The organism is Paenibacillus sp. N3/727 (assembly GCF_022637315.1).
GTDB lineage: Bacteria > Bacillota > Bacilli > Paenibacillales > Paenibacillaceae > Paenibacillus_AQ > Paenibacillus_AQ uliginis.
Window position 1 is genome coordinate 28,343 of record NZ_CP093336.1, and the last position, 20,757, is coordinate 49,099.

Consider the following 20,757-nt stretch of genomic DNA (forward strand, 5'->3'; position numbering starts at 1 on the left):
TGGACGGGAAGACGGGGATTAACGCAGGGTGTAGATAGATAGCAGGGCACCCTGTGAGACAATTTGCTATAGTCACGTCAAATGCAATCATGCGTTACCTAGACGGCGGGACTATGAAGGAGGATGACATAGTGGGCGTTATTCAACCAGAAGAGACCCATGAATCACAATCATCCAGCATGTCTTACGCATTACGATGGAAGCATGAGAATTTGCGTCACCTAATGCTGGCCGCCATTGGCGCCATCGCAATTACAGTGCTCGTACTTCTGATTGTTCACAATCAGGCGGGCAAAAAAATTCACCTTGTGGTTGACGGACGTGTCACCACAGTGGAAACCCGAGAGGCTATGCTTCATGAAGTGCTGGATGAGCAGGCCATCTCCCTGAAGCCGCAGGATGAGGTTTCCATGCCGTTAAATGGTGTACTCCAGGATGGAGACCGTATATTTATTAAACTCGCAGTACCTGTGAAAGTGACTGCAGACGGTAAAGTAAACACAATATTTACTACCCAAGATACGGTTGGAAATGTGCTTAAGGAAACAGGCATTTCAATCAAGGGCGAAGATACAGTAAAGCCTTCCCTGGAAACGAAAATTATTGAAAAAGCAGACATTCGCGTCGTTCGCGTCACGAAACAAACGGTTAAGCAAACTGAAAACCGCTCTTTCCGTGTCATCAAAACGGCAGATCCTTCTCTTGTGAAGGGCGATAACCGGGTGATTCAAAGTGGTAAGCCGGGCATCGTGGTTAACCATATCGAGAAAGTCTACGAGGACGGAAAGCTTGTTTCAAAAAATGTGATAGGCAAAGAGATACAGCGTAAGACGAAGGATAAAATTATTGCAGTTGGCACGAAAAAAGTAGTAGTGCCTGAAGAACCTGTCGCTGAAACTGAGTCTGCCGACATAACCACGACTGCAAATGCTACCGTGAGAACGGCAGCCAAGGAATCGAGTCCAGAAAAGCCAGCAGTTAAGGCGGCATCCGCAAAAGTTAAAGTTAACAATGTGGTTTCCAGAGCCGGAGTTGACTTCGAATATAAAAAAGTACTAAACAATGTTTCTATGACAGCTTATTCCGCCGAACAGAAAGGCATCGGTACCCGCACAGCTTCCGGTACACGCGTAACGGAAGGACGTACGATTGCGGTGGACCCGAGTGTGGTTCCAATCGGTTGGTGGGTATATATTGAAGGCGTAGGCTTCCGCCGTGCAGAAGATACCGGTGGTGCCATTAAAGGCAACAAAATTGATGTCTATTTTGATTCTTTAAAAGCGGCATACAATTTTGGGCGTAAAAGCGGGCATACTGTTTATGTGATTGGCCCTGTGAAACCAGAGCTCAATTAACGCATGAATTCTGTTTTACATTGCCATGCTAATGCTATACTATTTAATTAATATTAATGTGATGCTAAGAAGAGGATGAATCATCCTCTTCTTTTGTTTTGGGAAGGAAGAAACAGGGAATGATCAAAGAAGTCATTGTCGTGGAGGGCCGGGACGATACAGTGGCTGTGAAGCGGGCTGTTGAAGCAGACACGATTGAAACCGGAGGATCGGCCATTAACAGCCGCATACTGAAACGAATTGCATTGGCGCAAGAACGGCGCGGAATCATTATTTTAACCGATCCGGACCATGCCGGAGAGCGGATCCGCAAGATTATCGACGCTAAGGTCCCTGGCTGCAAGCATGCCTTCATTCCGGAAGCCGATGCAACGCGAAAAGGAGACATCGGGGTGGAGAATGCCTCGCCGGAGGCGATTCGCCATGCGCTGGAAAGATTGCATACGTCATTTGAAGGATCGGAAAGCCTCATTGGGCTGGATGATCTGATTGAAGCGGGGCTGATTGTGCACCCGCAGGCTGCAGCGAGACGGATGGCGATGGGCAACCTGCTCGGCATTGGATATTGTAACGGCAAACAGTTTCATAAACGGCTGGCCATGTTTCAAATATCACGTGAAGAATTCGCAGCAGCGCTCGCTCAGCAGGAAGAGGGAGGTACAGAGCTATGACACGGATTGATGATATTTCAACCCCGAGAAGAACGAAGGAGATTATACAGCGTCATGGCTTCTCCTTTAAGAAGAGTCTTGGACAAAACTTTCTCATCGATCAAAATATACTGTTCAAAATTGTAGAGGCAGCTGATCTGGACAAGGAAAAAGGCGCACTGGAGATCGGTCCCGGCATTGGAGCTTTAACGGAGAAGCTGGCACAGACAGCTAACAGAGTTACAGCCGTGGAGATTGATCAGCGGCTTATTCCGATACTACAAGAGGTGCTGGAGCCGTATCCCAATGTAAGCGTGCACCACGGGGACGTACTTAAGGTGGACTTACATGAGCTGTTCCGCGATTATTTCAGCGGAGTGTCTAAGGTCAGCGTCGTGGCCAATCTGCCTTACTATGTAACGACACCGATATTGATGAAGCTGCTGGAAGAAAAGCTGCCGCTCGAGAATATTGTGGTTATGATTCAAAAAGAGGTTGCAGTACGCATGGCAGCCTCCCCAGGCAGCAAGGATTACGGCAGCCTGAGTATCGCCGTCCAATATTATAGTGAGCCGAAGCTGGTGTGTACGGTTCCCCATACCGTCTTTATCCCCCAGCCGAATGTAGAGTCGGCCGTCATTCGTCTGAAGGTACGGGATAAGCCTCCCGTTGAGGTCGATGACGAGAAACACTTCTTCGAGGTTGTGCATGCTTCATTCGCTCAACGTCGTAAGACGATAGCGAACAATCTGAAGAGTCGCTTTTTCCCGGGAGAGGGACGAGAGCGGCTGGAGCAGCTGCTCCAGGAGGCTGAAATTGAGCCTTCACGACGTGGTGAGACCCTTAGCATCGAAGAATACGCCCGGCTGAGCAGCGTGCTTCTTAGGGCTGGAGTACGGTAGATACGAAAGCGTATGGACGTGGCAATGGAATCGTGCAGCCTTAATAAAAAGCTTTCACGTTTAAAGCAGAGATCTTTAAAGCAGCCCCTAAAGGGCTGCTTTTTCAATTTGCAGGTTTTTGCAGCGACACGTTTCATCGTCTTAGCGATTCTATTGCGCCCTTGAGAGTCGAAGTCCTTTCCAAGAGAGATTGATTAAGGACGAACTGATTTTTTGGTGTCATCCTTCTCAACCATGAACCAATCCCCGCATTCGCCCATAGGATAGAGGCAGGGGGGATGTTGTGATGAATTATGGAGACTTGGTCGTTCGTAAGTCGTACGGCGGCGATGTAACGTTCCGGGTGGAGGGTGTGCAGCAGAACACAGCCATTATTAAGGGAACGGACTTTCGGCTGCTGGCCGACTCGCCCCTTGGGGACCTGGTACGTGTACCGCATCCCACGATGAGCGAACGGACGAAGCAGGCGCAGATCAAAGCAAACGAGTCGCTATCCCGCTTGCAAAAGGACCGGCAGGAGCAGAGTGAGCGGCATTTGGCAAATCTGCGAACCGAATGGGAAACCGGTGAAAAGGGATATTTCGACGTGCCCGGCAAGGTGCTGCATTTAGATGGAGATCCCCATTATTTGAAAAAGAGCTTAACCTTATACAATCAGCTTCGTGTTCCAGCCGAAGGCTACTATGTTAACGAATCATCCATGGCTGAGACCTTATATCGAATGCTGCCGCGTGTTCGGCCTGATATTGTAGTTATTACTGGACATGACGGTGTGCTGAAAAGACGTCAATCTCGTGATTTGCATAGCTTGGACAGTTATAAAAATTCGCAAAATTTTGTGCAGGCGATTCAGAGCGCAAGGCAGTATGAACGTAATCTGGACACCCTTGTTGTAGTGGCCGGTGCGTGCCAGTCGCATTTTGAAGCACTGCTGCAAGCAGGAGCGAATTTTGCGAGCTCTCCGGGACGGATACTTATTCATGCCTTAGATCCGGTCTATGTGGCTGCTAAAACGGCCTATACGTCAATGCGTGAGACGGTGAACATGAACGACGTGTTTCACAACACCATCAGCGGCAGCCAGGGGGTAGGGGGCATTGAGACCCGAGGATGCTATCGGATCGGACTTCCTCGTCTCAATGACTTATCTACGCTTAAAGTGACTCCATCGGTCAGCTAGAGCCTTCCAAGGTCGCCTTGCCGGGTAAATTGAACAGGTTCTTCCTAAAACCCCTAATTACAGGGGTTTTTTTATTTCTCGCAGAAATGGCTGCCGTCTTTAAAGGATGGCAAAACCGTTTCTACTTGTTTGATATTGTCATTATGTACATGAAGAGGACAAGCTGTGACATTTTAAAAAAAATGTGCATATTTCGTGTCGGTTTTACGCATAATAACGGTTCTACGCTCGATATATAAAGGCTCGAAAAAAATTCGTTGACAAGATAATTTTAATGCTGATATAATTAATGTTTTTGGTTTGACAAATGATTGATAATTAGTTATAATGGACAAGGAAAGAGGTGGTCGTCGACAATGGCTAAAAATGCGCTGTTGGAAATCAAACGCAGTTTGGATGCTCATCTTGGGCAAAAAATTACGCTGCGGGCAAACGGTGGTCGCCGTAAGACCGTAGAGCGTACTGGTGTTTTGGAAGAAACGTACCCTTCTGTTTTCATTGTAAAGCTGGATCAAGACCAGCAAACCTTTAAACGAGTGTCTTACAGTTATGCGGATGTGTTAACCGAAACGGTGGAAATCATGGTTTTGGACGATGACTGCCAACTGCGTATAACCTATATCAAGTCATAACTTTATGTAATGCAGAACAGCTTTCGTATTTACGGAGGCTGTTTTTTGTTGCCATGTGAATGGTGGGAATGAGGAACCTACTCCAAAGCGCATAATAAGGAGGGTCAAAGCCATCATCACCACATTCACAAGGAGGTCGAATACGAATGAGCCGGAGAAGACGGAGTATTATGTCGGAAGAACTGAAGAACGAGCTTGCTAAGGAGCTGGGATTCTACGATACGGTGCAAAAAGAAGGCTGGGGCGGTATTAAAGCCAGTGATGCCGGAAATATGGTTAAAAAGGCAATTGAACTTGCGGAGCGGGCTGCCCGCCAGTCTGACCGTTAATAATTTGAATTATAGGGGGCTTCCGAATGCGGAAGCCCTTTTATCTTATGTCCATTTATTCGCATTTATTTGCGCATGGAAAATGACTTCAACGCGTCGGTTTGTTAATATAAAGTCAATTAGAAGTTTTTCTTGTAATGTGTTAAGTTGTGCTTATGGGAAAAGCTAAGGATAGGTGAACGTTCTTGAAAATATACGAAAAAGCGCCTGCTAAGATCAATTTGATGCTGGACGTACTTCATAAAAGACCCGACGGTTTCCACGAAGTGGAGATGGTCATGACGATGATCGATTTGGCAGACCGGTTGGAGATGTCTGAGCAGCCTCGAGATACGATCATCATCACTAGCCAAGCGGGCTATATACCGCTTGATGAGAAGAACTTGGCCTTTCAGGCGGCTAAACTCATCAAGGAGCGTTATGAAGTCCGCAAAGGCGTACATATTCATCTGGACAAAAAAATACCCGTTGCCGCCGGTCTGGCTGGCGGAAGCAGTGATGCTGCGGCCACGCTTCGTGGCCTGAACCGTCTTTGGGATCTGAACATACCGCAGGAAGAGTTGTTATCTCTAGGAGCTGAGCTGGGCTCTGACGTGCCCTTCTGTGTTACAGGCGGATCTGCCCTAGCGACAGGTAGAGGGGAAGTTCTGACCCCTGTTCCAAACCCTGCCCAATGCTGGGTTGTTGTGGCGAAGCCGCCGATTAATGTGTCTACAGCAGAAGTGTACGGTCGTCTGCGCAGTGACAACATACAACAACATCCGTCCGCCAAGGATATGATCTCAGCTCTGGAATCGGGCAACTTTCAGGAAATGTGCCGGTCACTCGGTAACGTGCTGGAAGAGGTGACACTGAAGATGCACCCGGAAGTGCAGCAGCTGAAAGAAGCTATGTTAAAGCTTGGGGCTGATGGAGCGCTCATGTCTGGAAGCGGGCCAACCGTGTTTGGGCTTGTGTCTAAAGAGTCCAAAGTCGCGCGAATTTATAATGGCTTGAGAGGCTTTTGCAAAGAAGTTTATGCAGTTAGACTTCTAACGTAACAATATCAAGAGCTGATTATCAGGTTAGGAACTTCTGACCTTGTGGAAAGACGTACAAAAGTGGTATATTTACAATATAATATTCGGATTTAGCGAGGAACCCATGTGAAAAAATTAAAACGAAGCGAACGATTGGTCGACATGACCCAATATTTATTATCTGAACCGCATACTTTGATTCCGCTGACTACGTTCGCTGAACGTTACGGAGCAGCCAAATCCTCCATCAGTGAGGACTTGGCGATTATCAAGGAAGTGTTTGAAGACGAAGGAATGGGCGAGCTGCAGACGCTTGCGGGAGCAGCCGGGGGTGTGAAGTACATTCCGAAGCTACGGAAGGACCACGCACTCTCTTTTGCCCAAGAATTGTGTCATAAGCTGCAGCAGTCCGACCGGATACTGCCTGGCGGCTATTTATATATGTCTGACCTTCTGGGAGAGCCCTCCCTGATGAACGAAGCTGGCAAAATATTCGCAACCGTCTTTGCGGACTGTGACATTGATGTCGTCATGACGGTCGAGACGAAAGGAATCCCACTTGCCTATGCGACAGCCGCTCAACTGAATCTGCCGGTTGTTCTTGTACGCCGTGATCATCAGGTGACTGAAGGCTCGGCTGTGAGCATCAACTACGTCTCCGGATCTCATAAGAGCATCCATACGATGTCCCTCTCTCGCAGGGCGCTCAAAGAACGCTCACGCGTTCTTATTGTGGATGACTTTATGAAAGCTGGCGGCACAATCCAGGGAATGGTGGATCTGCTTGCTGAATTCAATGCGGAAGTGGCAGGAGTCGGAGTGCTTTTGGAATCAGGTGCGGTTGAGTCGGAGGAACGACTACTGCAGGACTACATTTCTCTGGCTCGTCTCTCGGATGTGGATTCCAAGAGTAAGATGATCACCGTAAATCCTGGAAATTATTTCGAAAAATAGGACTGGCGGTATTTGTCGATATAATAGCGTTTTCAAGCGAATGGGCACGAAGTCTGTCGAAAATATCACATTCTAAAAAAAATTCCTGAATTTAGGACATTTTATACAATTAAAAAGAAGGAATTCGGTTTGCTATGTGGAATTATACACCAAGTCTCTGATGGAAAAAGGTGGTGAACACATATGCAAATTACGGATGTCAGACTCCGCCGTGTTAACTCTGAGGGGAGAATGAAAGCAATCGCATCCATTACCATCGATAATGAATTTGTCGTTCACGACATTCGCGTTATCGACGGAAACAATGGAATGTTTGTTGCAATGCCGAGCAAACGCACTCCTGACGGAGAGTTCCGCGACATTGCCCATCCGATTTCTTCCGGTACCCGCGAGAAGATTCAGTCCGCTGTATTGGCTGAGTACGAACGTGCTGCTACTGAAGAAGAAGTCATTGAAGAAGGCGCTTAAGATTCATAATTGGGGTTCAAGGAAAAGAGAGCCATACTCATGGCTCTCTTTTCTTTTTTTCTAGAATGAGATATATTCAGTAGTGAGTTCAAGAGGAGGAGGCAGGGCCCTTGAAAAGATTGGCTATTGTCCTCGCCGCTGGGCAGGGCAAACGAATGAAATCGAAACTATATAAAGTGCTTCACCCCGTCTGCGGGAAACCGATGGTGGGTCACGTATTGCGAACGGTTGATCAGGTACGCTGCGAACGCAGTGTTGTGGTTGTTGGCCATGGAGCGGAAACAGTTCGTTCTTATCTGGGAGATGCGGCGGAATATGTGCTGCAAGAAGAACAGCTTGGAACCGGCCATGCCGTGAAACAGGCAAAAGATCTTCTAGGCAGTGAACAAGGTTCGACGATCGTCATTTGCGGAGACACACCGCTAGTCACACCTGAGACACTGGAAGGCTTGCTGGAGCTGCACGAGAACAGCAAAGCTGCCGCAACCGTGCTGACGGCTCATATGGACAACCCTAAAGGCTATGGACGGGTTATCCGGGGCGAAGAAGGTAATGTACTGCGAATAGTGGAGCAGAAGGACTGTAGTCCTGAGGAAGACGCTGTGTGTGAGATTAATACAGGCACGTATTGTTTTGACAATGCTAAGCTGTTTGACGCGCTGGAAAAAGTAACGAACCAAAACGCGCAGCAAGAATATTATTTAACCGATGTCATCGGTATCATGAAACAAGCCGGCGAAACGGTGTTGGCTTATCAAACTGACGATCAAGCCGAATCCATCGGAGTTAACGACCGCCTGGCCTTGTCGCAAGCTGAGGGCTATATGAGGGAGCGTATAACACGTCGTCATATGCTGAACGGGGTAACGATAATTGATCCTGCTTCCACATATATTGGAGCCGATGTGACGATAGGCGCAGACACGGTTCTATATCCGGGTACAATATTAAAAGGGAATACCGTTATCGGCGGGGAGTGTGAGATCGGACCTAACAGTGAAATCGAAGATTCGGTTATTGCGGATGGAGTGTCTGTAAAATACTCAGTTCTCTGTCAAGCCGAAGTTGGCGAGAGCTCAACCGTAGGGCCGTTCGCTTATTTGCGTCCTGGTTCCAAACTGGGTGAGCACGTGAAGGTCGGCGACTTCGTTGAAGTGAAAAACTCAACGATTGATAACGGATCAAAAGTGTCCCACTTGAGTTATATTGGAGATGCAAAAGTCGGCAAGAACGTTAATGTTGGTTGTGGTGCGATAACGGTGAACTATGATGGTTATAATAAATCCGTTACCGAAATTGAGGATGATGCATTTGTTGGCAGCAACGTTAATTTGATTGCGCCGGTTAAGGTTGGTAAAGGCGCGTTTATCGTAGCTGGCTCCACCATCACTCAATCCGTGCCGGAGAACGATTTGGCAATAGCAAGACAGCGGCAGGAAAATAAGCCCGGTTACGCTGAAAAAATCCGGGCACACGCAAAAGCAAAGAAGAACAGTCAGTCACAATCATAATTGCTGTCCTCCCTTAAGCGAAGAAGCGGTGATCGGGCAGCCTAATTTCAATGAACCAGCACGGAGGGTTTCTATTCTATGACTTATCTTGATTCTAAATTGAAAATTTTCACTTGTAATTCCAACCCAAAGCTAGCCCATCAAATTGCCGATTATATCGGAATTCCGATGGGGGAGTCCCATACAACAAGCTTTAGCGATGGTGAGATCCAAGTAAAGCTCTCCGAAAGCGTCCGCGGCTGTCATGTATATATCGTGCAGTCTACCTGTGGACCGGTCAATGATAACCTGATGGAGCTTCTGGTTATGGTTGACGCACTGAAGCGTGCATCCGCGAAGAGCATCAATGTGGTTATTCCATACTATGGATATGCTCGTCAGGACCGTAAAGCGCGTTCCCGGGATCCAATCACCGCGAAACTGGTTGCAAATCTTATTGAAAAGGCCGGCGCCCATCGTGTCATCACCATGGATTTGCACGCGATGCAGATTCAAGGCTTCTTCGATATTCCGGTTGACCATCTTCTCGGTGTTCCGATCATTGCTCAATATTTCCGTTCGAAGCGAATTGAGAACCCGGTGGTCGTATCACCAGACCATGGTGGTGTAGTTCGTGCCAGAAAGCTAGCTGACTTCCTGAATGCTCCACTTGCGATCATTGATAAACGACGTCCAGAACCGAACGTTAGTGAAGTCATGAATATTATCGGAAATATCGAGGGCAAAACGGCGATCCTGATCGATGATATCATCGACACGGCTGGAACGATTTGTCTCGGCGCTAACGCATTGATGGAAGGCGGCGTAAAAGAAGTATACGCATGTTGTACGCACCCGGTACTTTCCGGTCCAGCGATGGAGAGACTGGAAAATTCCCCGCTTAAGGAAGTTATTGTGACGGACACAATTCCGATTACACATGATAATCCGAGCAGCAAGCTGACGGTATTGTCAGTTGCTCCACTCATGGGTGAAGCGATTATTCGTGTCCATGAAGAATTGTCCATCAGCAAGCTGTTCGAGATTGAATAATATTTGCTATAACTTACAGGGTTACGTTTCCTTCCTCAGGAAATGTAACCCTTGTCGGCTATAGCGGCATTTTGATAGAGATGATAGACTAACAGCTAGAGAAACCGTTTACAATTATGCTTGCGGGACATCAGTACCCAGGACGTGAGATGAAGGTAAAAGAGCTTCGGTTATACAAAGTTCCTTCGACTTCCACAAAATGAGCGTCAACAGCCGTGATAAGGCCAACTTCCATATGACATCCCTGCTCGTACACCTGCACCGGGATTGCGTGCTTCATGTGGTATTGAAAGTGGCTATGATGCGTCAATCTCTGTTCATAATTTTTCAATGCTGGTCCACCTTCTTATGTGAGGGTATAGATTAAGGGGTCTGATTAGCGCAAGCTGCGTTGCCCCGAATGATTGTGTTGTTCATATTGTACTCAGAAAGCTGTAAAGAAGAAAGTAAAATTACGGAAAGGAATTATACTGAAATGAAATGGATTGTCGGATTGGGCAACCCTGGTCCAGCTTATGAGAAGACGCGCCACAATGTTGGGTTTATGGCACTTGATGCCTTGGCGGTGCGTCATGGGATGAAATTTAATAATAACAAATGCAAATCGGTGATCGCAGAAGGCTTCATCGGAGGCAAGAAGACCGTTTTGATTAAACCAATGACATTTATGAATCTGTCAGGGGAAGCCGTACGTGCGTTTATGGATTACTATAAAGTCGATTTGGAAGATATGATTGTTGTATATGATGACCTAGACACTGCCGTTGGAAAAATTCGTCTGAGATACCAAGGCAGCGCAGGCGGACATAACGGCATCAAATCGATTATTCAGCATACAGGAACCCAAACATTTAATCGGGTAAGAATGGGGATATCACGCCCCGAACCGGGATTTGCTGTAGTTGATTATGTACTGGGGAATTTCCCTAAAAATGAACGTGACCTGTTAAAAAGTATGATAGAAACAACCTGTGATTCTCTCGAATACAGTCTGGACCATACTTTTGAACAGACGATGCAGAAATTTAACGGTTAGCTATCGTATCTGCCGCCTCATTGGCCTCACCAGTTAAATGGCGAGAAAGCGTCCGCAGGACAGGCTGTCTGAAAGGGTCTTAAGCCGGGCATACTGAAGGTATAAAAGACCTTCAGGAGGCATATGATGGCGATAAATTATACCTGCAGACACTGCCGGACATTTCAGGGCCGGATTGAATCGAGCGAGATTTCAGAGTCTCAGCTTGGATTCGATTCCTTGACCCCCGAGGAACGCAAGGATATAATAGCGTATGATTTTAACGGAGATGTTACCGTACGAGTGACCTGCGACCATTGCAGGGAAGCACTGGAGACTCATCCGGAGCTTAGTCTGTTGGCCAATCCTCTTCAGTAGGATATCATTTTTGAAAATCAGTCACATGATGTAATGTAAGACGGACGTAACGCGGTTAACAGAGGCCGCGCTTTAGCCTTGGCAGTTTGCTGAGGCTTCTTTTCGATTACACATTTCCCATAAATTCATTCGTTTGCATAAGAGAGGTGCCCCTTTTGTTACAAGCACTTATAGACGTCTTTTCGGAAGATTCGGACTTTAAGTCCATTGCGGCTGGCACATCGGCCGGCATGAGAGAACAGCTGATCTCAGGTCTATCTGGTTCGTCCCGGCAAATCTTGATGGCTGCATTGTATCAGAATCAGCAGCGTCCGCTGCTGGTGATTACGCACAATATGTTCTCGGCACAAAAGATTGCGGATGACCTTCAAGAGGTATTATCTGCAGACCAGGTGCTGCTGTATCCGGCCAATGAATTGGTGGCAGCGGAATCAGCAGTTTCAAGCCCGGAGACCCTCGCTCAGCGGATTGATGTACTGCACCGTTGTGCACGTGGCTTCCGGGGTGTTGTTGTTGCGCCGTTTTCCGGTGTGCGCCGTCTGCTGCCGGCCACGGAAGTAATGGCCGATGCCCGGATTATATTAAACGATGGTGGAATGCTTGAGCTAGAATCTTTTTTAAGCCGGATGATCGAGCTTGGGTACGAGCGTGTGGAGCGAGTGGAGAGCCGCGGCGAAATGAGCGTGCGTGGTGGAATTATCGATTTCTATCCAATGACGTCGGCATTTGCTTATAGAGTTGAGCTGTTTGACGAGGACATTGATTCCATCCGTACTTTTGATCCTTCTGACCAGCGCTCGATTGATAAGGTCAAAGAAGTGATCATTACGCCTTGCAAAGAAATAATTGCAGATACGGAGCGTTTGAGCCGTGCGGCGGATATTATCTCAAGAATGCTGGAGACCCAGCTGGAAAGAATGACTGATAGACAGGCAAAGCTTAGATTGCGTGAGGAAATTAACCGTGAGATGGAAATGCTGCGGGAGCGTGTCTATTTCCCAGAAATTTATAAATACATTTCACTGCTTTATCCGGAAAAAACGCATTTATATGATTATATGCCTGAAGACACGCTGCTTATTATGGATGAACCAGCACGTCTTCTTGAAACGGCCAAGCAGCTGGAACGAGATGAGGCCGAATGGAATTTGCATTTGATGCAAAACGGCAAGTCCTTGCCAGATCTGCCGCTGTCGCTCGACAGTGACGAGGTGATGTATCAGCATCGGTTCCAGACATTGCTCATTTCGATATTTTTGCGTCAAGTACCAAGAATCCAGCCACAGAACATCGTCAACTTTATTACCCGTGGCATGCAGGATTTTCACGGGCAGATGAACGTGCTTAAGGCCGAGGTGGAACGCTGGCATAAAACTGGCGTAAAAGTCATGATGTTGGCCGGCGGACAGGACCGTATGGATCGGATGAAACGTGTTCTTAACGATTACGGTATTGACGAGCCTGTAATGCTCGAGGGAAGTCTACAGAACGGCTTTGAGATGCCTTCGGTTCATGCTGCGATTATTACCGAAGCAGAGATGTTCTCGCAGAAGCAGCGGAAAGTACGCAAAACGAACAAAAACTTGGATAACGCCGAACGGATCAAAAGTTACACGGAGCTCAAAGTCGGCGACTATGTCGTGCATCAAAATCACGGTATCGGAAAATATATGGGGATCGGAACGCTTGAAATCAACGGCATTCACAAGGATTACATGCATATCCTTTATGCCGGAAGCGATAAGCTGTCCGTACCGATCGAGCAGATTGACCTCATTCAGAAATATGTGGGCTCTGAGGATAAGGAGCCGAAGGTTTATAAGCTCGGCGGCAATGAATGGACCCGCGTTAAGAACAAGGTCCGCTCGTCCGTTCAGGACATTGCGGATGATCTGATCAAGCTGTATGCTGACCGTCAATCCGCACCCGGCTATGGCTTTGAGAAGGATACAACGGAGCAGCAGGAGTTCGAGGACTTGTTCCCTTATGATGAAACCCATGATCAGCTCAGGGCCATTGGGGAGATCAAGAAGGATATGGAGCAGAACCGTCCGATGGACAGACTGCTCTGTGGCGATGTCGGTTACGGTAAGACCGAGGTTGCGGTCCGTGCAGCTTTTAAAGCTGCTATTGAAGGTAAGCAGGTGGCCGTACTTGTGCCGACGACGATTTTGGCTCAGCAGCATTATGAGACGTTCCGGGAGCGGTTTGCCAATTATCCGATCAACATTCAGGTGTTGAGCCGGTTCCGCAGCCGTAAGGAACAGAATGAGACCATCAAGAAGGTGAAGCAGGGAACGGTCGATATTTTGATCGGAACGCACCGTCTTTTATCGCAGGATCTCGTATTTAAAGATCTGGGTCTGCTGATTGTCGATGAGGAGCAGCGGTTTGGCGTAACCCACAAGGAAAAGCTGAAGCGCCTCAAGACGAATGTAGACGTGCTGACGCTGACGGCGACCCCGATTCCGCGTACGCTCCATATGTCGATGCTCGGTGTGCGTGATTTGTCTGTCATTGAGACTCCGCCGGAAAACCGTTTCCCGGTGCAGACGTATGTTGTTGAGCACAGTCAGACTCTTGTGAGAGAGGCAATTGAGCGGGAGCTGGCGCGCGGAGGACAAGTATATTATCTTTATAACCGGGTACAGGGTATACAGGAAATGGCTGCCCAAATCTCCATGCTCGTTCCAGAGGCTAAGGTGGGGGTAGGACACGGCCAAATGTCTGAAACTGAACTGGAGAAGACCATTCTGGACTTCTTGGACGGTGAATATGACGTACTTGTAAGCACCAGCATTATTGAGACGGGTGTAGACATTCCGAATGTGAACACCTTGATTGTTCATGATGCGGACAAAATGGGACTGTCCCAGTTGTATCAGCTGCGCGGCCGGGTTGGTCGTTCCAATCGGATTGCTTATGCTTACTTCACATACCAACGCGACAAGGTGCTGACTGAAGTAGCTGAAAAGCGCCTCCAATCTATCAAGGAATTCACGGAGCTCGGCTCCGGCTTCAAAATCGCGATGCGCGACTTATCGATTCGCGGAGCGGGAAATCTGCTCGGTGCTGAACAGCACGGATTTATTGCCTCCGTCGGCTTTGATTTGTATTCGCAGATGCTGGCCGAAGAAATTCAGAAGCGTAAAGTAAGTATGTTGGGTGAGCAGGTAGTTCCCTCCCAAGACTGGAATACCTCCATTGATCTTGGAATTGATGCTTATTTGCCGTCGGATTATATCTATGACAGCATTCAGAAGATTGAGATATACAAGAAAGTGGCAGTCGTGGCTTCATTCGATGAAGCGGCTGAGCTTGAAGATGAGCTGCTTGACCGATTCGGAGAGTTGCCACAGGCGGTGCAAAATCTGCTTGCGGTTTCGCGTCTGAAAGTGTTCGGACGGATGTACGGAATAGACTCTATCTCTCAACGCGGAGATGATTTGCTTTTGCAGTTTTATGAAGGACAGGATAAGGTAATTAATACAGCTCAGCTTGCGCAAGTTGGAAATCTGTTCGAAAGACGTGTACAATTTGAACAGGGCCAAAACATGCTGATCCGTCTGAAGGGCAAAGGCCTTTCGGATCAACAGCTGTTGGAACTGCTGGAGCAGTTTCTTGAGGCTGCCAAGGAGCCATTCAACCGGAAGGGAGATTTACAAAATGCCGTCAAGAAATAAAAAGGCATGGAAAACATTTATCGTATCGCTAACTGCGGTAATGTCCATGTCGGTGCTCGCTGCATGCGGGGACGACACTAATAATAAACAACCACAGAAGGACGACAGTAAAGTCGTAGTTAAATACAAGGGTGGGGAAATCACCGAGAAGGAATTCGACCTGGAACAGCGGGTGATGCAGTTCATGTCTCCAGAATACGCCCAGTTTCTGCAGATGGACCAATTTAAAGAGTACTTGGCCAAGCAGGGAGTTACTTACGAATATCTTTATTCCAAAGCCGGTGATGAGGCGAAGAAAGCGGCCGAAAAACAGGCTGATGATATGGTAAAGCAGTACAAAAACGCGATGGGTGAAGAGGAGTTCAAAAAAGCTCTCGATGCTCAAAAGCTGACGGAGCAGGATCTTAAAAATTACATGCTTCGCGTCATGACCGTGATGGAGGATCAGAAGAACAAGGTGACGGAAGAGGATATCAAGAAGGAGTTCGAGAGCAATAAATTGGACTACTCCGTAATTAGTGTCCGCCATGTTCTGATCGGCTTTACAGATCTCGAAGGCAAGGAGCGCAAGGAAGAAGATGCTTTAAAACTTGCTAAAGAGGTTAAATCTAAACTGGACAAGGGTGAGGACTTTGCCAAGGTTGCAAAGGAGTATTCCGAGGATCCGGGCTCTAAGGATGAAGGTGGCCTGTATGAGAACAAGGAAGCACGCACCTGGGTTACCCAGTTCAAGGAACAAGCACTGACACTTCCACTGAACAAAATCAGTGACCCTGTTGAGACAGATTACGGTTACCATATCATGAAGGTTGAAAGCCGTAAGGAAGTCACGTATGACAAGCTGAGTGATACCCAGAAGGAAGGCATTCATAACGAACTGGCTTCGGCCAAAGTCGACACGTTCATGAAGAATGAGCTGAACGATCTGATTGAAAAAATGGATCTTCCAAAGAGTGAGACTCCTGACAAACCAGCTACTGAAGGTGAGGACAAGGGAGCCGAAAGCACAGATAAGGCCCCTGCAACAGACGAGGGAACGAAAGACGGCAAGCAAACAGAAGACAATAAGAAAACGGAAGATACCGGAAAATAAGGAAGGCGGACAAGCTAGCTCAGGACAGCAGGCTTTAGCCCCGTGTTTTTTTCACAGTCTATCCACTAATCCTTAGTCAGTCATCTGATGAAAAAAACAAAATCGCGCAGATGAGGATCGGTTTCCTTCCGGCCCCTCATTTATGCAGTTTATCCTGTATCTCGGGCTGAGCTACGTTTTTGAGGTGTGTTAAAGGAAGTCGATAGATCCATAGCGCGGATACTGCGTTATGGATCTTTTTGCCCGATATCCCTGCTGGTTCAAAAAGAAAATAACTCTTTCGCAACCAATATAGGACTGAGCATGTATAAGGATATGGGAAAGGATGAATACTATGGTCAGACATTACACTTATATACCTGGGGACATCCTCTTCCCGTATCGATCAGTAGTTTGAAAAATCTTCTTAAGAAAGTGGGGCAACATGTGAAATGAAAGCTACTGGAATCGTCCGCCGTATAGATGACCTCGGGCGCGTGGTCATCCCAAAAGAAATTAGACGCACACTGCGTATCCGTGAAGGAGATCCGCTTGAGATTTTTGTTGACCGAGATGGAGAAGTAATTCTAAAGAAATACTCTCCAATCGGGGAACTGGGAGACTTCGCGAAGGAGTATGCCGAATCATTGTATGAAGGCACAGGTCACATTACGATCATCTCCGACCGCGATACATTCATCGCTGTAGCCGGGGGATCCAAGAAAGAATATTTGGACAAGCAGATCGGTAACCTGCTCGAAAACTGTATGGAAAACCGCAAGACTGTGTTGGAAACGAACAAAGGCACATATGAGATCAGTAAAGATACACCAGAGGAATTTTCCTGCTTTGTAGCGGCTCCAATCGTTACAGGTGGAGATCCGATCGGCAGTGTGCTGCTGCTGAATAAAGACGAATCGGTTACGATGGGCCAGATGGAAGTGAAGATGGCTGAAACAGCCGCTGCATTTCTTGGCAAGCAAATGGAGCAATAAGATTAAGACGCTCCTTTCCGCATAGAAGTAACTACTCCCGCTGATCTTCGGGCCGTACCGGTCCGAGGCAGGTGGGAGTTTTTTTTGATGAGATAAGAAAGTATATGTTTGGACCGCGTATGGACTAGTGGTGACAGGTTTAGTGACCTTAGGGAATACGTGCGGAAATGAACGTCAGCTAGTCTAATTTTGAGTCTGTGTTCCGGTTCCGGTTATAATGGGATATCAAAAGACCTGTTAAACAGGAGAGGCAAGGAATGGTTACAGACGATGAAACCTACTGAATCAGGATCAAGGCTTCTTCAAGGGGCATTTATTCTCAGCGCAGCAGCGATTGTCTCCAAGCTGATCGGAACACTGCAAAAAATACCGCTGCAAAACATGGGCGGCGACGCTGTTTTCGGCATTTATAATACGGTTTACCCTTTATACATGATGATCATTACGATAGCTGCGGCTGGATTCCCGGCGGCTCTATCGAAATATGTGGCCGAATATGAGGCAGCGGGACGGCGGGAAGAGAGCCGGAGGATGCTTCGTGTATCGACGGCCGTCCTTGTCTTGTTCGGTCTTATACTGGGAGCAGCTATGTATTTCGGCGCTCCGCAGCTCGGAGTATGGATCGGAGATGATCATGTCGTACCTGCACTTCGCAGTGGGGCACTGGCCTTGGCTTTTGTGCCGTGGATGGCGCTTCTGCGGGGATATTTCCAGGGGCTTCACAACATGGTACCGACAGCGGTGTCGCAGATTGTGGAGCAGAGCGTGCGTGTGGCTGTCATGATCGTTCTTCTGCTATACATGACAGGTGCAGGGGCAGATGTTGATGAGATCGCAGCCGGTGCGTTGTTCGGATCAGCTGCAGGCGGAGCGGCAGGATTGCTTGTGATGGCATTTTATTGGCGTAAACATGCTTATTCGCGGAGAACAATGACTGTGGGGGAAGAGCCGGAAGGCACTGGCTCGCGTGCAGCAGAACAGCATCACCATACAGTTCAGCTGCCTGCAGCGCGGGAAAGGTATGGCCAAATGCTTCGGCGTCTGGCTGTCTATGCGGTACCTATATGCTTAAGCGCACTTGCTGTGCCGCTAATCGGTCTCGTAGACACGTTTACGGTACCCAGACTGCTGAAAGACACCGGTTTGCCGGGTGAGGCTGTGATGGCCGAATTTGGTGTATATAACCGGGGTCTTCCGCTTGTGCAGCTTGTGACCATGATGGCTACTTCACTGTCTGTATTGTTTATTCCTGCCCTAGCGGAAGCTAAGTTTAAAGGAGAGACTGGGCAAGTGGTCAACCAGTGCCGCCTTGCGCTGCGTTGGTTCTGGCTGTTTGGCCTTGCAGCATCCGTTGGCCTGGCAGTGCTGGCCGAACCGATCAACATTATGCTGTATCAGGATGCGGAAGGCAGTGGCGTCATGCGCTGGATCTCTTTCACGGCGGTTGGCGGCACGGTTAGCATTATCTCAGCGGCGTTATTGCAGGGCGTTGGCATCGTCAGGGCTCCGGCGGTCCATCTGCTGGCGGCAGCTCTGCTTAAGCTAGGACTTAACCTACTGCTGGTGCCTGAGTGGGGTATTACCGGCGCAGCCATTGCCGGCGTGGCCGCGCATTTCGTCGCCGCTGCGCTGAACGTGGCAATGCTGGTTCGCTCTATCGGCGTCCGGCTTCGTGCCGTAAACCTGCTTGCGAAGCCCGCGTTTATGCTCGCGGGACTGGCACTGGCCGCCTGGGGTGCTGCTAGCGCGGCCAGCAGTATTCTTGCAGCGTCCGGCTTTGCCCCGGGCCGCATAAGCGCCGCGGCCGCAAGTTTGGCCGGCGTCGTGGCTGGAGGCGGCGCCTTTCTGGCGGGAGCCGCGCTCACGAAGCTCCTCACAGAGGAGGAGCTTCTCATGCTGCCGAAGGTCGGCAGACCGCTGGCAGCAATGCTCAAGGCAATGCGTGTGATGCGCTGATGAGTGGCCCGGCGTGAGATGTTTTTTCGTCTGTGGTATAGTAGTGTACGACAAACACCGCCCTTGCTAAGGCGGACGAAGAGCGGAGGAAGCTTTATGAGTGCAGCCATCACGGTTGTCGGTCTCGGTTCGGGCAATCCGGACAGGCTGACTTTAGGCATTATGAAAACATTGCAGCACGCAGCCAAGGTGTATGTGCGCACCTTATCGCACCCGGTTATTACGGCACTGGAAGAACTGGGTGTAAAGATGGAATCATTCGACCAGGCCTATGAGAGCCACGACACGTTTCCGGAGGTTTATGATTACATTGCTTCTGCGTTAATCCAAACATCCCAGGCGGAAGGCGACGGCAGTGAGATTGTCTACGCAGTGCCGGGACACCCTATGGTAGCGGAGGCGACTGTAAAGCTGCTTCGGGAGCGATGCTCGAAGCAGAACATATCTCTGACGGTGCTGGGTGGCGAAAGCTTCCTCGACGAGGCCTTCGTCCGTCTTGGATTTGATCCAATTGAAGGCTTTCAGCTGCTGGATGCTGCCGAACTTCGCAGCAGTCTCATTCAGCCGCAACTTCATACGCTGATCGGCCAAGTGTATGATATGTTTACTGCATCAGAGGTTAAGCTCGCACTGATGGAAATATATCCGGATGAGTATGAGGTTATTGTAGGACATGCACTCGGTGTGGAAGGGGAAGAGTCCATTGTCCGCATTCCGTTGTACGAACTGGACCGCATAGAGGGGTACGGAAACCTGTCGCTGGTCTACGTGCCCCGGAGCGATGACGATCAGCTTCGTCAACGGACCTTCGCCCGGCTTCACGAAATCGTCGGCATTCTTCGAAGTCCCGAGGGCTGCCCTTGGGACCGGGATCAGACTCATGAGTCCATCCGTAAGAACCTGATTGAAGAAACATACGAGGTTCTGGAAACGATTGATGAGGATGACCCTGAGCATATGCAAGAGGAGCTTGGCGATTTGCTCCTTCAAATTTTGCTGCACGCTCAGATGGAAGAGGAACTCGGTACGTTTACGGTCTATGACGTGATTCAAGGCCTGAACGACAAGCTGATTTTCCGCCATCCTCATGTGTTTGGCGAGAACTTCGCCAAGGACGCTGAGGCTGCTCTACAAAACTGGGAGCAGATGAAAGCAGAAGAGAAGCGGCGCAAGGGACTTGATCCGGAAAAGGCATCTGCACTGGACGGTATTCCCCGTGACCTACCTGCGCTGATGAAAGCCTACAAGCTGCAGAAGAAAGCATCTAAAGTCGGTTTTGACTGGGATGATATCAACGGTGTGTTTCAAAAAATCGAGGAAGAACTTGCTGAGCTCCGCGAAGCGGTAGCCGAAGGGCAGTCGCCGGATGAACAGGCGCTTGAGCTGGGCGATTTACTATTTGCTGTAAGCAATGCGGCCCGGTTTATCCAAGCGGATCCGGAGGAAGCTTTGTCGAGAACAAACCGGAAGTTTGTTACAAGATTCCGATATATCGAAGAACAGCTGGAGGCACAGGGTAAGACGGTACATGACAGCACGCTCGATGAGATGGAAGTTTTGTGGCAATCGGCCAAACAAATTTCGTCACCTGATGGCGGCGACAAGCCGTGAAAAAACATATTTTTT

19 protein-coding genes are annotated in these 20,757 nt (G+C 48.6%); 18 read left to right on the plus strand and 1 reads right to left on the minus strand.

Annotated features, from left to right (window positions below):
- Positions 1-131: 131 nt before the first annotated feature.
- From MNQ98_RS00135 to MNQ98_RS00185, 11 genes are all read left to right on the plus strand, one after another.
- A complete protein-coding gene (locus MNQ98_RS00135) occupies positions 132-1,355 on the plus strand; it encodes a resuscitation-promoting factor (RefSeq protein WP_241931380.1) in 1,224 nt (407 codons plus the stop codon).
- Between the two features lie 119 nt (positions 1,356-1,474).
- Entirely contained in the window at positions 1,475-2,026 is a 552-nt protein-coding gene (gene rnmV / locus MNQ98_RS00140; protein ID WP_241931381.1) for a ribonuclease M5, read from the plus strand.
- Positions 2,023-2,907, plus strand: a complete 885-nt coding sequence (gene rsmA, locus MNQ98_RS00145) for a 16S rRNA (adenine(1518)-N(6)/adenine(1519)-N(6))-dimethyltransferase RsmA (RefSeq protein ID WP_241931382.1) — start codon at positions 2,023-2,025, stop codon at positions 2,905-2,907. The genes rnmV and rsmA overlap by 4 nt, the downstream gene beginning before the upstream one ends.
- Before the next feature lie 286 nt (positions 2,908-3,193).
- Entirely contained in the window at positions 3,194-4,087 is an 894-nt protein-coding gene (yabG, locus tag MNQ98_RS00150; protein WP_241933800.1) for a sporulation peptidase YabG, read from the plus strand.
- Positions 4,088-4,443: 356 nt separating this feature from the next.
- Positions 4,444-4,719, plus strand: a complete 276-nt coding sequence (veg, locus tag MNQ98_RS00155; protein WP_208916761.1) for a biofilm formation stimulator Veg — start codon at positions 4,444-4,446, stop codon at positions 4,717-4,719.
- A 146-nt stretch (positions 4,720-4,865) separates the two neighbouring features.
- Positions 4,866-5,048 (plus strand): small, acid-soluble spore protein, alpha/beta type, encoded by a 183-nt coding sequence (locus tag MNQ98_RS00160; protein WP_208916759.1) that lies wholly within the window; start codon positions 4,866-4,868, stop codon positions 5,046-5,048.
- Positions 5,049-5,233: 185 nt separating this feature from the next.
- Positions 5,234-6,088, plus strand: a complete 855-nt coding sequence (ispE, locus tag MNQ98_RS00165) for a 4-(cytidine 5'-diphospho)-2-C-methyl-D-erythritol kinase (protein WP_241931383.1) — start codon at positions 5,234-5,236, stop codon at positions 6,086-6,088.
- Positions 6,089-6,193: 105 nt separating this feature from the next.
- Positions 6,194-7,021, plus strand: a complete 828-nt coding sequence (gene purR / locus MNQ98_RS00170) for a pur operon repressor (protein ID WP_241931384.1) — start codon at positions 6,194-6,196, stop codon at positions 7,019-7,021.
- 183 nt (positions 7,022-7,204) lie between these two features.
- Entirely contained in the window at positions 7,205-7,489 is a 285-nt protein-coding gene (gene spoVG, locus MNQ98_RS00175; RefSeq protein WP_006207419.1) for a septation regulator SpoVG, read from the plus strand.
- A gap of 110 nt (positions 7,490-7,599) precedes the next feature.
- Positions 7,600-9,000 (plus strand): bifunctional UDP-N-acetylglucosamine diphosphorylase/glucosamine-1-phosphate N-acetyltransferase GlmU, encoded by a 1,401-nt coding sequence (gene glmU / locus MNQ98_RS00180; protein ID WP_277883713.1) that lies wholly within the window; start codon positions 7,600-7,602, stop codon positions 8,998-9,000.
- A 78-nt stretch (positions 9,001-9,078) separates the two neighbouring features.
- On the plus strand, positions 9,079-10,032 hold the full coding sequence (locus tag MNQ98_RS00185) for a ribose-phosphate diphosphokinase (RefSeq protein ID WP_241931385.1): 954 nt from the start codon (positions 9,079-9,081) through the stop codon (positions 10,030-10,032).
- Positions 10,033-10,162: 130 nt separating this feature from the next.
- Here MNQ98_RS00185 and MNQ98_RS00190 read toward each other — a convergent pair whose 3' ends face one another.
- Positions 10,163-10,363, minus strand: a complete 201-nt coding sequence (locus MNQ98_RS00190; protein ID WP_208916749.1) for a hypothetical protein — start codon at positions 10,361-10,363, stop codon at positions 10,163-10,165.
- A 144-nt stretch (positions 10,364-10,507) separates the two neighbouring features.
- On the opposite strand from MNQ98_RS00190, the gene pth reads away from it, so the two are divergent.
- The 7 genes from pth to yabN all read left to right on the plus strand — a co-directional run bounded on the left by pth (position 10,508) and on the right by yabN (position 20,742).
- On the plus strand, positions 10,508-11,068 hold the full coding sequence (gene pth, locus MNQ98_RS00195) for an aminoacyl-tRNA hydrolase (protein WP_241931386.1): 561 nt from the start codon (positions 10,508-10,510) through the stop codon (positions 11,066-11,068).
- 126 nt (positions 11,069-11,194) lie between these two features.
- A complete protein-coding gene (gene fin / locus MNQ98_RS00200) occupies positions 11,195-11,425 on the plus strand; it encodes an anti-sigma-F factor Fin (protein WP_208920940.1) in 231 nt (76 codons plus the stop codon).
- Between the two features lie 155 nt (positions 11,426-11,580).
- On the plus strand, positions 11,581-15,108 hold the full coding sequence (gene mfd, locus MNQ98_RS00205; RefSeq protein WP_241931387.1) for a transcription-repair coupling factor: 3,528 nt from the start codon (positions 11,581-11,583) through the stop codon (positions 15,106-15,108).
- Complete coding sequence (locus MNQ98_RS00210) at positions 15,092-16,201, plus strand: peptidylprolyl isomerase (protein ID WP_241931388.1); 1,110 nt, start codon at positions 15,092-15,094, stop codon at positions 16,199-16,201. The genes mfd and MNQ98_RS00210 overlap by 17 nt, the downstream gene beginning before the upstream one ends.
- A 431-nt stretch (positions 16,202-16,632) precedes the next feature.
- Entirely contained in the window at positions 16,633-17,175 is a 543-nt protein-coding gene (spoVT, locus tag MNQ98_RS00215; protein WP_208916743.1) for a stage V sporulation protein T, read from the plus strand.
- A 270-nt stretch (positions 17,176-17,445) separates the two neighbouring features.
- The gene (locus tag MNQ98_RS00220) at positions 17,446-19,131 is read left to right on the plus strand and encodes a putative polysaccharide biosynthesis protein (protein ID WP_241931389.1); all 1,686 of its coding nucleotides are present in this window, start codon (positions 17,446-17,448) and stop codon (positions 19,129-19,131) included.
- A 96-nt stretch (positions 19,132-19,227) separates the two neighbouring features.
- Positions 19,228-20,742, plus strand: coding sequence for a bifunctional methyltransferase/pyrophosphohydrolase YabN (gene yabN / locus MNQ98_RS00225; protein ID WP_241931390.1), 1,515 nt, complete (start codon positions 19,228-19,230; stop codon positions 20,740-20,742).
- The last annotated feature ends 15 nt before the right edge of the window (positions 20,743-20,757 follow it).